Consider the following 16,482-nt stretch of genomic DNA (forward strand, 5'->3'; position numbering starts at 1 on the left):
GAGACCAGATGCGTCAAACGATCTTCGAGTACATAGAGGTTGATTATAATCGGACAAGAAGGCACAGTGCTCTTGGGTATCTAAGCCCTGTTAACTTTGAACAGCAAAATGTCGCTTAATGAAGTGTCCAGTCTGGCTGGAGCAGATCAGAAAAGATGATCAACCATTATTAATAAATGGTCGAGTTGTTAAAAAAACATATTCGTATGCTCTTATTGAGTCTAACACTTATTATGGTGTTCATTTTTTACATCAAACAAACTGTCCTAGTGAAGTTTGGGAAGATATGAGCCTTGGTAATGAGGTTGAATATAATTTAGGTTTTACTTTCTCTGGAGCTGCCGCTTTTATATAAGAAATAAAAAACTAGTTAATATTGTTGTGAGTTTTTAATATTTTATATACGCTGTTGCGTGAAATGTTTAATTTTGAAGCAATAAATGTGACAGAATTATGATTGTTGTAAAGAGAGCTTACTTTTTCCTTAATATCATCTGACAATGGCTTTCTACCTTTGTATTTACCAGCAGCTTTGGCTGCAGTTATACCTTCTAACTGCCGCTCTTTCCGGATATTCAGTTCAAACTCGGCAAATACAGCTAGCATATCTAGAAAGGCTTTTCCTGATGCGGAGTCGGTGGAAATGGGTTGCTCAATTGCAGATAATTGAATCCCATTTTCTCTAAGGGTCAAAACAAGGTTTTGAAGATCTAACACTGATCGAGCAATTCTATCGATTCTAGTGATAATCAACTTATCACCGGAACGAAGGTAATCCATTAACGCTAAGTAGCCTTTACGTTTGGTGTTAGAACCGGATGCTACATCTGTGAATATTTTTGAACATCCGGCGTCTCTCAATTTTTCGACTTGAACTTCTAGAGACTGAGCTTCCGTCGATACTCTTGCATAACCAATCTTACTCATTGAAATTGCTCATTTAGGTTCTAGACTTAATGAACATAGTGTTGATTAATTACTTTTCCACCCTAAATGAACAGTTTCATCAGGAAATAGATATGTTGATTTAGGGTATACCCTATATGAACAGATGCGTATGACACAATTGCTTTCAGACGGCGTGTTACTGACCAAAGAAGATAAGTCAGGAAAGTCTTATCTAAGGTTACGAGTTCTCGAACGTGGTGAATTCTCGCTTGTCGATATAGAAACAAATGCGGAATTCGTTTTGCAGAAAAGTCATCTTGAAAGTTTGGTTGAAGAAGGGCGTTTTAGTGTTGCTGATCAGGCTGAATTGGATGCGATACAAAAGGAATTGGATAACCTGCCACCAATAGAGTTAAAGCAATCATTGGATGAAAAAAAGCGTCGGCTAAAATATGTTGAAGGAGCATTAAAAGCTGACATTCCTTTGGGATCTCCACAGAGATTTAAGTCATATATCTCAATTAAATCTATCGAATTAAGAGATCGTAAACCGCCTAGTGCTGTTACCTTGTACCGATGGGTTAAGAAGTATGTTGATTCCAATGGCGATGCGGCGAGTTTAATGCCTGGATATCGTAAAGCAGGAAATCGTACTCCGAAAGTACCTTCAGAGCATGACCAGTTTATCAACACTGTGATTGCGAGTTTGGTCGGTAATCCAAAGACTTCGGTTGTATATGATACTTATCTCGACAAATTGGCAGAGCATAATGAGCAGCGTGCTAGAACTGGTTTAGAACGAATTAGCCCTGTTACCCAAGAGTCAATAAGGAAGCGGCTGAAAAGGAGAATCACGCTGTGAACTTTAGAGATCCGGCACTTGTTTTGGTTAAGACTTTTCGCGGAGGTAGGAAGTCTTATTATCAAGTTAGTTCACTATCAACGGATGAAATTACCATTAAAGATGTAGAGCATGGTGGTAGTTTTGCTTTTCCAAGAAAGCAGCTTGAGTCACATATCAATACGGGGTTGTTATCCGTTTCCACGGTTTCTGACATTCCATCGGCTTTATTACTCAATCCAGTTCGCAAGAAAGATAAGCCAAAGCGTAGTGTGAAGATTACGGAATATGAGAATGAAATGGAGCGAAGATACTCCTATGTCAGAGCTGTTCTCGATTCTGGAATACCAGCTTACACAAAAAAGTGGTTGGAGCCTTGGTTACAAGATCAGTCTACGTTCTTCAAGGATGATAGCCACCTAGCTATAAAACGTTGGAGAGATGGGTTAGTGCCTTTGTTGAGTCTGGTTGGAAGAAAAACTCACTCATGCCTAGTCATGTGGCAAAGGGTAATCGTAAGTTAAAAATGGATAGTGAACTGGATGAAATCTTAGATGCTGTGGTTCGAGAGTATTTAACAAACCGTGTCCGAATAAATTTTGCAGAAGCCCATCAAGAATTTGTTGAACGAGTGGAAAAAGTAAATCGAGAGAAAATAGCTAAGCATCAAATACCACTGAAACCAAGTAGTTACCAAACTACGTTGAAAAGGTTTCACCAATAGTACAGCCATAGTATTGGTGCACTAAAACTATACTATAAATAAAACAAATAAATACAAATAGTTAGATGTTATGGTATATGAAGCGCTATAAATTTATAAAGTGCTTTCAGCGACATCTGTCGCTGAAAGCATAAAGCATAAAGCATAAAGCATATCTATAGCACTCCAAACTATACTAATTCTTCTCTTTTTATACTAACTCCTAATCAAACTCATTTCTTTAGTCCGTTAGATCAATAGCAAAATCTATACTATATCTACTAATAACGTGTTAGTGGGAATCGGTACTGATGGCTGCCATTGTGAAAGTTCAAACGGTAAAAAGGGCAGTTACCCATGCTACAGGCGTTCAATCATGCAGCAATGAAAAAATATCACCATCAGTCAGATGTCTCGATTCTTTACTATTTAAGCTAATACCGAATTGAAATGATATAGGGTAGGATCTTAATTTATTAAACAGCTATAACATTGACATCACACGGTTTCTGCCTTGCTCTTTTGCCACATAGAGAGCTGCGTCAGCTCGTTTGAACACGTCGTCGATATCGATGTCTTCCACCTTAAATAAGGTCACACCGAAAGAACTGGTGATGTGCCCAACATTGTTAAAGTGATATGTTGCAATTAAATGCCTTAGTCGCTCGGCTAATTCAATCGCGGCATTTAAATTAATGTTCGGGCATACGATGAGAAACTCTTCGCCTCCCCAGCGGCCTATACAATCGGAGGTTCGACAATTATTCTTGAGAATATGGCTAATACTTCTCAATACGTCATCGCCAGTTAAATGGCCAAAGTTATCATTAATTGATTTGAAATGGTCAATATCTAGAATAATGATCGCTGATTGCTGTTTGTATATTTTAGCTCGTTCAATTTCCGCTTTCGCCACTTCATCAAGGTGAGTTCGGTTGTACAAATCCGTTAATGGATCCGTGTGAGCTAGATATTCAGCCCGTTTTTTATCGGTAATTTCTTGGCTTATTTCTGAATAGCCAATTTTAACATTAGATTCATCAAATATTGGGCTGTAGTGAGATTTTAACCAATATTCTCGCCCTTGTTTGCTGCGGTTTTTTACTTCGCCAGACCATGATTTATCTGCATTTAAGTTCAACCATAAGGTCTCATAATAGGATTTAGGCGTGTCAGGGTGTGCAACTAAGCGATGTTTGTGGCCGATTAGTTCTTCTTTGGTATATCCGGTTAAGCGGCAAAAGGCGAGGGAGACTTCGGTAATAATGCCATTAAGATCCGTCGTTGAAGATATGATGTTGTTATCAATCAGTTTTAAATAGCGTCCTTTTTCATTCTCCATTCGGCACCTATCAGTAATATCTAAGTTAGTGCCGATTAACATGATGTTCTCACCATGATCATCAAAGAAAGGTTTCGCTGTCGCTTGAATGGTGCGAATAGAGCCGTTAGAAATTTTGATAGAAAATGTGGTTTGGAAATTGTGATTATTTCTTATGGCACTTTCTAGTTCGGAGACTGCTCGCTCTCGATCAACATCAATCAGCTTTTCTCGCCAATCATCGAAACTCAAAACATTGTCTACGTCGTAAATGGCAAACATTTTTTCATCCCAAACCATGTCTCCATTCGCTGGGTTCCATTGCCAAATTCCCATATTGGCGGATTGTGCGGCAATTTTTAACTTCATCGCGGAGAGTTCTCGCTCTCTTTTCATCTTGTTGAGCGAGGTGACATCTTTAACGGTCGCATAGATCATCTGTTCGTTATCAAGCTGAATGAGCCGAGCACTGATGAGCGCATCATAGGTAGAACCATCTTGCCGTAAATGTTTGGTTTCAAATAAAGTGATGTTGTCCTCAGAGAGTTCGTCGAGTAAGTTATCAAGCTCAGAAGGGGACAATTTACAATCCCAGTCCAAAATCTTTAGTTGTTTCATTCGTTCATAAGGGTATCCCAACATCTGAGAAGCCATCTCGCTAAATAAGCGAATATTCCCATTCATATCAATTATTTGAACTCCATCTGGAGAGAGTTCAATCAAACGCTGAAAGGTTTTCTTGCTTTTTAATAGCTGAGATTCGTTAGCCTTTAGCTTTTGTAGAGTGGGTAAAAAAATCGCAATAAACTCGATTAGAACAGTACATAAGGTGCCAAAGACTATCCAAAGCTCGCGTTGTTGGACTTTGAAAGTAAGGTCTTGCGCTTTGTTTTGAATTGCACTAACCGCCACATCTAATTTACCAAGTAACTTAGAGGAATGACTTGCTATTTCTTTTATATAACTGGCCTGTTCGGAAATGTCCGGGACTGTAGATGCGAGCGTAATATAGTTTTTAACACTCTGATCGATTGAGTAGGGAGGAGAATAATAGATATCAAGAATATCGCTATCGTGGATCTGCGCCAAAAGATACTCGTGGTTTTTTAAGAGGTCGTTAATTGAATCTTGTTTTTGTTGTAACAAACGAGCACGTTCATCTCCTTCACTATGAACTAACAAGGTAGTGCTTAAAGCGATTTTTTGAGACAGCATTCTTTGTTTGCCACTGGTATTAATCATCTCAGACAGTTGGTATTGCCTATCAATTTGGTCACGTACCGTCACGTAGCCTAATACAACCCAGCCGGTAAGGGATATTAATATCAATGTATAAAAGGAGGACACGCGATTCAAAACTAGCCCTTTAAATGAAAGAGTTATGTAATAATCATAGTCAAAACTAGGTATCAAGCTTTGTTTTTGTCGATCCAAAATTCATTTTTGTGGAGAGCGTTATCAAATCGGTCAGCAGACATGTTTTGATAGATTTGAACAGATTTTCATAAGGTTAATTTGCTTAACCATTCTCAAAAGTGGAGCAAAATACAGGATTATGCGCTTTTAGATCAGGATTGCTAGGGATATAGACTAATATTTTATGAGGATAAAATATTAGTGAAAAAGAAAGGACATAAGTCTTGAAGCATAAGCTTTATAATCGTTTCTCACTTTTTCTGCTTAGCTATTTGACCTTATCTCTTATCGTAGGTTTGCTTTCAATATCTTACTATCGTATTGATGGTGAACATCAGATGAGGCTAGTAGAAAAGCAAGAGGATGCCTCAGTCGCATTGCAGCAAGTCATCATCAATAGTGAAATGAAATCGATTATCTCTGACCTTATTTCATTGTCGAATGTTCCCTATCCAGTAGGGCGTCAAAGTGCTTACAGTGAGGATATGCTCCTTGTTAAGCAATTTTTCTTGCGCCTCATCCAACAAAATAGCCACTACCAGAGTATTAAATTTATTGATTTGAATGGTAACCCCATGACGCAGGGAGCTATCAGCGAGTTTGGTGTACCAGTATTTAATTTTATTTCGAATGTGACTCTCGATACAGCAGTTGAGCGTCAACTATTTGATAAAACAATTAATTTGTCTCGTTCTCATCTCTATATATCCGCGATTTCGTTTCTCTCATTTGATAAAAGAACCAACAGAAGACCTGCCGCTATCACTCAATTTGCTACTTCGGTATTTACTCGCGCAGGTCTGAAAAGTGGTGTGGTTGTGATAAGTATTTTTATGTCAGATGTGTTTAAACAATTATCTGAAGTTGATGTACACGGTGTAGGGCGCCATATTTTTGCGGATGCTCAGGGAGTGGTGATTGTTTCTCAAAATAAAGGGGAAAATTGGCGTTTCAATCTAGCTGAAGGAGAACGAACATCAATAGCAGATAGGTATCCGCTCAGTAGTGATTACATACTTAATAATGATAAGGGCCAGAAGCTAACAACAGAAGGATTAATTAGCTTTGTTACATTACGACCTTTTGAAAAAAATATGTCGATTAGCTCTGATTCTTTTGATGGGCGGGCCAAAAACACCAGTGAGTATATATGGAAAGCCGTTAGCTTTATTCCGGCAGCTTCGCTAGAAAAACTGGTGCACCCAAACGCCAAGCTCTACGTGTTAGCCAATGTTATATTACTGATCGTGATGGCTGTGATTAGCGCCGTTATCGCTGAAATAAGCGTTAAGCGCATACATATTGCGCAGCGATTGAAAGAAGAGCGGCAAAACTTTAAGGCCATAGCCGATTTCACCTACGATTGGGAAACATGGAAAACACCAGATGGCAGTTATAACTATGTTTCACCATCGTGTGAACGTATTTCTGGTTACTGCGCAGAAGATTTTATTGAGCATCCTGAGCTATTTTTTCAGATTATTCATTCTTCCGATCGGCCAAAAGTGAAATCGGCAATCCGAGCATCTGAACAGCAGCGAGAATTTGTCCATGTCGATTTTCGTATTCTTAGACGTGATGGCACTGAGAGGTGGATAAGCCATACAGGAAAGCCTGTATTTAACAAAGAACAACAATTCTTAGGGTGGCGTGCAAGTAATTCGGATATCACTGAAAGGAAGCATATTGAGCTGCAAATGTCTGAACTAGCGATGCATGATCAACTCACCGGATTACCTAATCGAAAACTGCTTTATGAGCACTGTCAGCATATTTTGGCCCAGGCTATTCGAGAAAGTCATAAGGTAGCACTACTGTTCATCGATTTAGATAACTTTAAATCGGTGAATGATATTTTAGGGCATGCCATCGGTGATGAATTTCTGCAACAGGTAGCGAATGCTATGAAAGACAATATTAGAGCTGAAGACATCGTATCAAGGGTTGGGGGGGATGAATTTATTGCTGTGTTCCCTAGAGTAGACAATCTTGCTGTTGCGAAAGAGTTGGCGAACAAGTTGAAAATGAGCATTAACGAATTAGCTCAATCAATTGACATAGAGGGAGAAAAAGTGAGTGCAAGTATTGGTATTGCGTTGTTTCCTGATCAAGCTACGACAATTGAAGAGATGGTGATTGTTGCAGATAAAAACATGTATAAGGCGAAGCGAGGGGGGAAAAATGCAGTATGTACGTCTGGTCAATAGTCCAAAACTGGTTATTGTCGATGTTGTCTACCAAATCCTAATCTTGCTTACATCGAAAATAGCCCTTTGCTCACTTCCAAACAAGTAATCCACTTTAATTCTCAGTAGGTTATCGTCATCAAGTTGTTCGCCCGTTTGATGGGGAAACTCTATCTTGTCTAGGTATATTCTCTGTGATGTACAAACTATCGAAAATAAAAGTGTGATTGCGCCTCGATATTTAAGATACGTACCGTAAAGATTCGAAATTCCCGAAGGTCTTATTAAGTGATTGGTCACATAATAGAACGAAGATTTCCTCAAAATATGAGGAGTGTGAATCAATATTCAATTACTGAGTTGTTATTCACTTAGACTCGATAACGAAATAAGCAGTATTAACGTTCTAACTGATAGAGGGCGTCGATATGTTAAACCACATTAATCGAGAAAAAATTTCGATAAAAGAACCAGTTAAACTAAATCCTATGGTGTTTGATTGGGCAACGTTTATTGCTTTCACCATCACTTTTTGCATTATGGAATTGGCCACTCCACTGACCAGTAATTTAGGGGATGGAATGCTCTTTTTTATGGTCGGTGTTTTAGTCAGTTCATACGGTATTTTGCCACTATTTGAGAATGCTCAAAGGCAGTATCCTCGACAATCTGTCCTTTGGTTGATCTGCGATATCGTGGTTATCGTAGGGGTGACCTTTGGGGCCTATTATCTCTGTTTTTCTCATTACAACATTCTTGATTTTATGATGTAAAAAAAGTGATCCAACGAACGTGGATCACTGAGTTGTAAAATGAATTTAGAGTGTACTTGTAACTTGTACTTTGTACTTAAAAGTTATGTTGTACGCTCAGTGTAAAATTCATCGGGTCGCCGTAGTTGTAGCCATCGGCGTAAACAGAGCTGTAATATGTTTTATCAAACAAGTTGTTGATATTAAGTTGGATATTCGTTTTTTTCGTAATATCGTAACGGCTCATTAAGTTGACGACTGCGTAGTTAGACTGCTCGGTACGATTACCGCTGGTATCATCTTGGTAGATTTTGCTTTGCCAGTTTACGCCCCCGCCCACGGTCAGTTCAGGTAATAGAGAAACAAAGTTGTAGGTGGTAAATACCTTAAATTGTTTTTTAGGGTAGGTGGTACTTACATCATCGCCATTGGTATCATGTGCTTTATATTGAGTATAACCAGCGCTGATTTTTAAGCCCTCAGTAATCTGACCTGTTGCTTCTAACTCAAAGCCTTTACTCGTCATATCTTTTTCTTCGTAGATGTAATTGCCGCTTGAAGTATAGCTTCCTGTGGCTTCGGCATAGTTATCTTGCTCAGTTCTAAATAGCGCAATTGTCGTGTGCAATGTGTTATCTAATAATGCACTTTTTAGACCTACTTCGTAGTTATGACCTTCTAGAGGTGAAACTAGGTTATCGTCGGCGTCGTATTTATCTTGAGGGCTAAATATCTCTGCGTAGCTGACATAAGCACGATGTTGTGGGGTGATATCGTAAAGTAATCCAGTGTAAGAGGTAACTTTACCATCTTTACCATAGTCAGATGTTCCCAAACCATCTCGGTTCCAGTTTGATACACGACCACCAATAATCCATTTTAAATCTTCAGTGAGGTGGAAGCGCGCTGCAGCGTAGAAACCAAATTCACGGGTTGTGTAGTCTGCCGTCAGGGATGGATTGGCAAATGTTGTTGCATAATCGCCGTCATAATCGTACAGGCTTTGACCAAATTCAGAGCCGCTCGCACCGTAACCGTAATAACGTTTTAAGGTTTGTTCGCTGTAGAGCAGGCCAGTTACAAACTCGTGAGTCTGTCCTAGCAACTGGAAATCGCCATTTAACTGCATATCATAACTATCGATGTTATTTTCTGAACGACTTTTTAGTGCATAAGTCCCTAATGAGGCGCCTTCATCAGAGGTATCAACAATACCGCCGACATAGAGAAGTTGGCTATGTTGCTTATATTGGGTGTGGTTATAATCAGCTTTAAACAGCCAACCGTTATCTAAGTGGTGTTCTAAGTTAGTAAAGTAATAGGTTGAATCCGTATTGTAGTAACTCCAATTTGCCGCCATTGATTTTGAGCGGCTCCAATCAATTTTGTTACCATCTGAGTCAAAAGCGTTGAGTCCACCCCAAGTTGCACCTGGCGCATTATTGTTTTGCATACCAGCACCAACGCGGATCAGAGTATCCTCGGTTATATCGGCATCGACAACACCATACAGCACGCTGGTTTCTTTACTGTAGCGGTCCATAAAGGAATTGTTTTTATGATATTTAGCAACAACGCGGCCGCGAACTGTACCTTCTTCATTTAATCCATTCGATAAATCGGTACTCAGTTCACGTTGATCCCAACTGCCGGTTTTTACGTTCACGTAGCCAGTGAAGTCTGAGCTATCAGCATGCTTTCGCGAAAAGTTGATGGCAGCGGCAGGGTTGCCGGCGCCAGTCATCAAACCGGTTGCCCCACGCACAACTTCAATACGGTTGTAGGTAGAAAGATCAATAATGGATTGACCAATTGAACCACCGAGATCGCCTAATGGTTGCGGCACGCTATCGACCATATAGTTACTGACTTCAAAACCACGAGAAATAAAGGTATTTCGCTCAGTATCGGCAGGAATCGTCGACAGACCAATGGAGTTATCAACAACATCTTTGATGGTATTTAAGTTTTGATCTTGTATACGCTGCTCTGTCATTACGCTAACGGATTGTGGAATCTCATTATCTCGTAACCCTAAACCGACGGCACTATCGACCGGTTCGTCTGCAGTATATTGACCAGTGACGACGATGGTATCTTGCGCTTTATCGTCATTACTGGGTGTTGAATCATTGGCAAGGGCATACTGATTCATCGATACTGTAGTTACGATGCTTAAACACAACCCTTTGATAATTATTTTATTTTTATTCATGATGCACGTCTTTATTTTTAATTTTTACGTTTGTTAAAGGTGAATCCCACTGCGAATTCATTAGAAATACGATTTATTTCTGGGGGGAGGTGAATTCTTATATAATGGAGCATTCTACTTGGAAGATGATAATGCTTCCTATTTGTAATTAATGTAATTGATAAATAGTTATCAACCGATGCCGTTTTGGAAGTGCCCTAATGGAATTACGCCACCTAAAATATTTTTTGGCTGTTGCTGAAACTCAAAATATTCGTCTCGCTGCGAAAAAAGTGCATGTTACACAACCTGCGATATCAAAAAAAATCAAAGAGCTAGAGACAGAATTAGGTGTACAGTTATTTGATCGTTTGCCCAAAGGGTTATCGTTAAATAAAGCTGGCGAGATTTATCAGAAAAGGCTAGGGCCAATTATGGTTCAGATTGCCGAAGCTAATGCGAAAGTACGACAGTTTGCGAATACGGAATATGGCTCGTTAGGGCTTGGTGCTCCTGATTTTTTACTGTGGGGAGGTGAAGTGACACAAGTGATGAATCAATTTCGTAGCAGTAACGATAAAGTGGAACTGGAGATGTTTTCTGACAGCCCCGCGGTATTGCTCAAACGCCTAGAACTTGATCAAATTGATGGTACATTTATTTATTCATTCAGCCCACTTCCTAGTGAATATGAGGCCAAAGAAGTGGCACGTGATCGGTTAGTTCTCGCTTATCCAGTCAGTTGGAGCAGTAAGGTCTCTTCATCCATGAGTATCGATGATCTTAACCAACTACCAGCCGTGCGTTTTGCCAGAAGTGCGGATCCGCAATATTTTGAGTGGCAGGAAATGGTGTTGCATCAGTTAGGTTGGCTACCTAGTAACGTTCAATGGGCGCATGGTGAAGGAACTATGTTGGGATTGGTGGCGGCACAAGCCGGTATTGCGTTGGTGAATGAACGACATGCTTCTCGGCCTTCTCCATTAGTTGAGTTTATGCCATTAGATAATCTCACAAAGACAATCACGCTCAATTTTGTTTATAAAAAATCGGCTGACAATCCAGCTCTTAACTCATTTTTAACGTTATTGCTGGCGCGTCATTCCAATTAGATTTTGTTATACTGCCTAGTGGTGCCGTTTAAATAATAGCGGCATGCTACCTCTGGTCTATTCTCTTATTATCAAGCCTTTCTTAATATTTGTCTTTTAAGATTATGATATAAAAAGACTTTTTTAATAAAATTAGCTAATTTATTTTTATCTATTATAATATACGATATAAGTATGATTACCTGGCTACTATCATTTATAAAATTTATAGGTTGTTATTTTCGATTACGATTCATGCAGTTGACTGGTTTATTTGTTACAAATATTAACATTTAGATGTTTTTGCTATATCATTTAATAACTCGTTAACAAAAAGTGACGATAATTAATGTGATGTAATTATTGTTAATTAACTTTTTGATGACCATTTTTAACATTAAAGTGTCAGAGTGAGCTATGTATAACAAAAAATCTCCAGCGTTGAGTGACTTACAAGTCGCGAGACGTAAGGTGCTAAAAGGTGCGGCTTCGTTAGGCGTTGTATCTTTAGTCTCTGCTGTTCCTGTGAAAGTAATAGCAAGCCCCTTGAATGTGACGCACGATAATGTGTTCGTCACTGTGTCTAAAATATTAACGGGTCGTAGCGACCTATTACCTATTCTTCATGATCGTTTTTATGAAGCGTTAAGTCACCAAATTCCACAATTTGATTCAGATCTAAATGCGTTAGCGAAGGAGATCGCAGCGCTGCCACCAACGAAAATTGAATCCTCTTTAACACCACATTCTTTAACCACAGCCAAAGCTATTCTCTCTGCTTGGTATACAGGTATTGTTGGTCAAGGTGTGAATGCCAAAGTGATTACGTATCGGCATGCTCTGGAATTTGAAGCTGTAGATGATGTATTGCAGATTCGTTCTTATTGTCCAAATAAACCTGGCTACTGGGCCGCTAAACCTGTGGAGAAAAAAGCATAATGACCACGATTAAAAAAGCCGATTACGTTATTGTGGGTTCCGGTGTTGCTGGTGGCCTAGTTGCCAACGAATTGGCGCGCGCAGGTAAAGATGTTCTGATTTTGGAGGCAGGGCCTCGCTATACCCGAGGTGAAATTGTTGAGCGTTTTCGTAATCAGCCCAATAAGATGGACTTCATGGCGCCGTACCCATCAACGCCATATGCGCCTCACCCTGAAATGAATCCAGATAACGGTTACTTGATCCAAAAAGGTGAGCAAGCTTACGATGCACAATATATTCGTGCTGTCGGGGGAACAACGTGGCATTGGGCGGCATCTGCTTGGCGTTTTATTCCTAGTGATTTTAAATTGAAATCCATATATGGCGTAGGGCGTGATTGGCCTTTGGAATATAAAGACTTAGAGTCTTGGTATCAGCGAGCAGAAGAAGAGCTCGGCGTTTGGGGGCCAAGTGATGAGGAGTTAGGTTCACCACGTTCTAAACCTTACCCAATGTCACCATTACCTATTTCGTACAACGAAAAAACGATCAAAGACCGATTAAACAATAATGGCTTCTATGTTGTTACCGAGCCTGTTGCTCGTAACAGCCGTCCTTATGATGATCGACCAACATGTTGTGGTAACAATAATTGCATGCCAATTTGTCCAATTGGGGCGATGTATAACGGCATTACTCATGTGGAGAAAGCCGAAGCGGCTGGTGCTCGGATTATCGATAAGGCTGTGGTCTATAAGATAGAAAAAGGCGCGGATAACCGTATCGTAGCTGTGCATTATAAAACGCCCGAAGGTGAATCGGTAAAAGTAGAAGGTAAGTACTTTGTGCTGGCTGCGAACGGCATTGAAACACCAAAACTTATGTTAATGTCTGATGTGGGTAATAGCTCAGATATGGTTGGTCGAAATCTGATGGACCACCCCGGAACAGGCATCCGCTTTTTTGCTAATGAAAAGCTGTGGCCTGGCCGTGGCGCTCAAGAAATGACGTCTATTATTGGCTGGCGTGACGGTGACTTTCGTTCTGATTATGCTGGTAAGAAAATTCATTTATCCAACTTATCGCGCACGGATCAAATGACCCAAGAGATCCTAGCGGAAGATACGTTCTTGATTGGTTCACATCTTGATGGAGAAATCCGCGACCGTGCTTCGCGTTACGTGCAATTTGACAGTTTTCATGAGCTGTTACCACATCCAGAAAACCGTATTATTCCAAGCAGTAATGGTAAAGACGCATTAGGGATCGCTAAGCCGGAGTTTTATTATGCCATTGACGATTACGTAAAACGCAGCGCGGTGCATACTCGAGAAGCTTATACCAAAATTGCTAAGTTAATGGGCGCTACAGACGTTCAATATAGTGATTCATTTGCTAACAACCAACATATTTGTGGCACAGTCATTATGGGGGATGACCCCAAAGATAGCGTTGTAGATAAAAACTGTCGTACTCATGATCACCACAACCTGTTTATTGCCAGCTCTGGCACTATGCCAACTGTCGGCACGGTCAACTGTACCTTAACGATTGCAGCATTATCACTACGTATTGCTGATACGCTAATGAAGGAGGCATGATCATGAAAGTAAAACACTATTTAATGATTGTGGTTCTTTTGGGATTAGCAGTCGTGGGCGCGATTGTCTCTGGTGTTTTGGCACCTAAAACGGTAAATCCACCTAAGATTGAACAACTCAGCACTACCAAGGTGCCGAAGGGAATGTCTCGCGGTGAGTACATCGCTAAAATGTCTGATTGTACCGCGTGTCATACGACGCAAACAGATAAGCCGTTTGCAGGTGGGTTGGCCATGCCATTACCAATGGGCACTCTGTATTCCACTAACATCACTCCAGATAAAGAGACTGGGATTGGTCGTTACACATTGGCGGATTTTCGTCGCGTTCTTCGTGAAGGGATTCGTAAAGATGGCAGTCGCCTTTACCCAGCGATGCCTTATACGGAATACACTAAGTTATCCGATGCCGATATCGAATCTTTATATGATTACTTTATGAACCAAATTAAACCGGTGCATCAAGCAAATAGAGAGAATGATATTCCGGCTATTATGTCGATGCGCTGGCCACTGGCTTTGTGGAATTGGATGTTCCATAAACAAGGGGCATATCGAGTGAAACCAGATGAAAGTGCGCAGTGGAATCGCGGTGCTTATTTAGTGCAGGGGGCAACCCACTGCGGTACTTGCCATACACCACGGGGTTTGGCAATGCAGTCGTTAGCTAGCGATGAGACAGAGCATTCATTTCTTGCGGGATCAGATCTGGGTGGTTGGCACGCGTTTAACATCACCAGTGATGAGACGGCTGGCATTGGTAAGTGGAGTCAGGCTGAAATCGTACAATATTTAAAAACTGGCTCTGTACCGGGTAAGGCACAAGCCGCCGGTCCAATGGCAGAAGCGGTTGAGCATAGTTTTCAGTATCTTACGGATAGTGATCTCAACTCTATTGCGACGTACCTGCGATCAGTCACGCCATTTAATGATGACAAAAATAAACCGTCACGATTTGAACAAGGTCAGCCGGTTTCTCAAGATCTGAAACTGCGCGGTGTTCCTGTTGATGTTGCGAGTAAAAAAATGCCAGGAGCTTCACTTTACATGGGCAACTGTAGTGTATGCCATGATGCTGATGGTAGCGGCTCACCGGATGGTTATTATCCATCGCTTTACCATAATAGCGTCATCGGTAGCGAACATACTGGCAACTTAATTCAGGTTATTTTGCATGGCGTCAAGCGTCACACTGCTTCTGGTGATGTAATGATGCCAGCGTTTGGTCAACACTTAAGTGATAAAGAAGTGGCAACACTTGTGAATTTCTTAACCAAAACGTATGGAGCAAAAGACGCCAATATCTCAGCATCCGATGTGAAGGCTCTGAGAGTGAGTGAATAACACTTAATAAAAGTATTTTATAACGCCAAAGTGAGGTCATATGACCTCACTTTTTTATATGTACGTAATCAAGCATAATGGTACCAATTTCGACGATTCAGCCATGGATATAGGCTGAGACACAATTACAATAAGGAGTAAATCATGGCAAGTTTTGGATTTTTGGGCCTAGGTATTATGGGCAAAGCCATGGCTATAAATTTGGTAAAAGCGGGATTTGACGTCACTGTTTGGAATCGTAATCCAGAAAAATGTGCAGAACTTATCGCTTTAGGGGCTAAACATGGCGATTCGCCTAAAGAAGTCGCCGCTACCTGTGATATCACATTTGCTATGGTTTCCGATCCAGCGGCAGCTTTGGCGATTTGTCAGGGTGAAGATGGTGTTGCCGCTGGTATTGGTCATCAACGCGGTTATGTTGATATGTCGACAGTGGACGCCGCAACCTCACAAGAGATTGGCAACGCTGTGACTCAAGCTGGAGGTCGCTTTTTAGAAGCGCCTGTATCGGGAACGAAAAAACCAGCTGAAGATGGTACCTTAGTTATCTTAGCGGCAGGTGATCAATCTTTGTATCAACAAGCGGTGCCCGCTTTTGAAGTGATGGGGAAAATGTCGCCGTATCTTGGCGAAGTGGGACAAGGTGCCAACATGAAGTTGGTTGTGAATATGATGATGGGGGGCATGCTGAGTATTTTTAGTGAAGGTATGTCGCTTGGGATGAAATCTGGATTAGAGGGTGAAAAAATCTTAGAAGTATTAAGCGCTGGTGCCATGGCCAACCCTATGTTTGCCATCAAAGGGGCGATGATGCTTGCAGAGGATTACACGACAAGTTTCCCATTAAAACATATGCAAAAAGATTTGCGTTTGGCTGTTGAGTTAGGAGATAAATTAGCCCATCCGATGCCAACAGCAGCAGCAACTAATGAGGCATTTAAACTGGCTCGCAAAGAGGGGTATGCTGACGAAGATATTGCTGCGCTGTATAAAGTTATGAAATAAGCGCGCATCATCGTTGCCCAGTATTACTTAATAAGCTCAAGTTTTTTACTTGAGCTTTTTTGTGCGTGTTAATCACTCACTCACCCGTTTAGTGTGTTGTGCAGAACCTGTCAGTCCTAATATTAAAGATATTGATAAATATAATGTTTATCCTTAATAAAGATGTGGTGTTTATCGGTTGTTACATCAGCTATGCTTAATATTCACGAAACATTAAATT

The 16,482-nt window shown here is 40.6% G+C and carries 14 protein-coding genes; 11 read left to right on the top strand and 3 right to left on the bottom strand.

Annotated features, from left to right (window positions below; translation table 11 throughout):
* Window positions 1-119 (top strand): IS3 family transposase (locus F9817_RS17080; protein ID WP_161157371.1); only part of this gene is annotated, 119 nt, incomplete at its 5' end.
* The gene (locus F9817_RS17085) at window positions 119-355 is read left to right on the top strand and encodes a hypothetical protein (RefSeq protein ID WP_161157372.1); all 237 of its coding nucleotides are present in this window, start codon (window positions 119-121) and stop codon (window positions 353-355) included. The genes F9817_RS17080 and F9817_RS17085, both read left to right, overlap by 1 nt.
* 11 nt (window positions 356-366) lie before the next feature.
* Here the strand turns inward: F9817_RS17085 and F9817_RS17090 are convergent, their stop codons facing one another.
* A complete protein-coding gene (locus F9817_RS17090; RefSeq protein ID WP_161157373.1) occupies window positions 367-927 on the bottom strand; it encodes a recombinase family protein in 561 nt (186 codons plus the stop codon).
* 130 nt (window positions 928-1,057) lie between these two features.
* On the opposite strand from F9817_RS17090, the gene F9817_RS17095 reads away from it, so the two are divergent.
* A complete protein-coding gene (locus tag F9817_RS17095; protein WP_161157374.1) occupies window positions 1,058-1,750 on the top strand; it encodes a hypothetical protein in 693 nt (230 codons plus the stop codon).
* Window positions 1,747-2,253 (top strand): hypothetical protein, encoded by a 507-nt coding sequence (locus tag F9817_RS17100; RefSeq protein ID WP_161157375.1) that lies wholly within the window; start codon window positions 1,747-1,749, stop codon window positions 2,251-2,253. The genes F9817_RS17095 and F9817_RS17100 overlap by 4 nt, the downstream gene beginning before the upstream one ends.
* A 663-nt stretch (window positions 2,254-2,916) precedes the next feature.
* On the opposite strand, the gene F9817_RS17105 is transcribed toward F9817_RS17100, so the two are convergent.
* A complete protein-coding gene (locus F9817_RS17105; protein WP_345789744.1) occupies window positions 2,917-5,100 on the bottom strand; it encodes a diguanylate cyclase in 2,184 nt (727 codons plus the stop codon).
* Between the two features lie 293 nt (window positions 5,101-5,393).
* On the opposite strand from F9817_RS17105, the gene F9817_RS17110 reads away from it, so the two are divergent.
* On the top strand, window positions 5,394-7,376 hold the full coding sequence (locus F9817_RS17110) for a diguanylate cyclase (protein ID WP_161157377.1): 1,983 nt from the start codon (window positions 5,394-5,396) through the stop codon (window positions 7,374-7,376).
* 407 nt (window positions 7,377-7,783) lie between these two features.
* The gene (locus tag F9817_RS17115; RefSeq protein ID WP_161157378.1) at window positions 7,784-8,128 is read left to right on the top strand and encodes a hypothetical protein; all 345 of its coding nucleotides are present in this window, start codon (window positions 7,784-7,786) and stop codon (window positions 8,126-8,128) included.
* A gap of 76 nt (window positions 8,129-8,204) precedes the next feature.
* Here F9817_RS17115 and F9817_RS17120 read toward each other — a convergent pair whose 3' ends face one another.
* Complete coding sequence (locus F9817_RS17120; RefSeq protein WP_161157379.1) at window positions 8,205-10,322, bottom strand: TonB-dependent siderophore receptor; 2,118 nt, start codon at window positions 10,320-10,322, stop codon at window positions 8,205-8,207.
* 200 nt (window positions 10,323-10,522) lie between these two features.
* On the opposite strand from F9817_RS17120, the gene F9817_RS17125 reads away from it, so the two are divergent.
* The 5 genes from F9817_RS17125 to F9817_RS17145 all read left to right on the top strand — a co-directional run bounded on the left by F9817_RS17125 (window position 10,523) and on the right by F9817_RS17145 (window position 16,262).
* Window positions 10,523-11,413 carry a LysR family transcriptional regulator gene (locus F9817_RS17125; RefSeq protein WP_161157380.1) on the top strand — a complete coding sequence of 297 codons (891 nt, stop codon included), beginning with the start codon at window positions 10,523-10,525 and terminating at the stop codon, window positions 11,411-11,413.
* A gap of 396 nt (window positions 11,414-11,809) precedes the next feature.
* On the top strand, window positions 11,810-12,331 hold the full coding sequence (locus F9817_RS17130) for a sugar dehydrogenase complex small subunit (RefSeq protein WP_161157381.1): 522 nt from the start codon (window positions 11,810-11,812) through the stop codon (window positions 12,329-12,331).
* Window positions 12,331-13,914: a GMC family oxidoreductase gene (locus F9817_RS17135; protein WP_161157382.1), complete on the top strand. Its 1,584-nt coding sequence runs from the start codon at window positions 12,331-12,333 to the stop codon at window positions 13,912-13,914. Before F9817_RS17130 ends, F9817_RS17135 begins: the two co-directional genes overlap by 1 nt.
* A gap of 2 nt (window positions 13,915-13,916) precedes the next feature.
* On the top strand, window positions 13,917-15,257 hold the full coding sequence (locus F9817_RS17140) for a cytochrome c (protein ID WP_202436504.1): 1,341 nt from the start codon (window positions 13,917-13,919) through the stop codon (window positions 15,255-15,257).
* Window positions 15,258-15,401: 144 nt separating this feature from the next.
* Window positions 15,402-16,262: an NAD(P)-dependent oxidoreductase gene (locus F9817_RS17145; RefSeq protein WP_161157383.1), complete on the top strand. Its 861-nt coding sequence runs from the start codon at window positions 15,402-15,404 to the stop codon at window positions 16,260-16,262.
* The last annotated feature ends 220 nt before the right edge of the window (window positions 16,263-16,482 follow it).

It is taken from the genome of Vibrio eleionomae (assembly GCF_009874545.1).
Lineage (GTDB): Bacteria > Pseudomonadota > Gammaproteobacteria > Enterobacterales > Vibrionaceae > Vibrio > Vibrio nitrifigilis.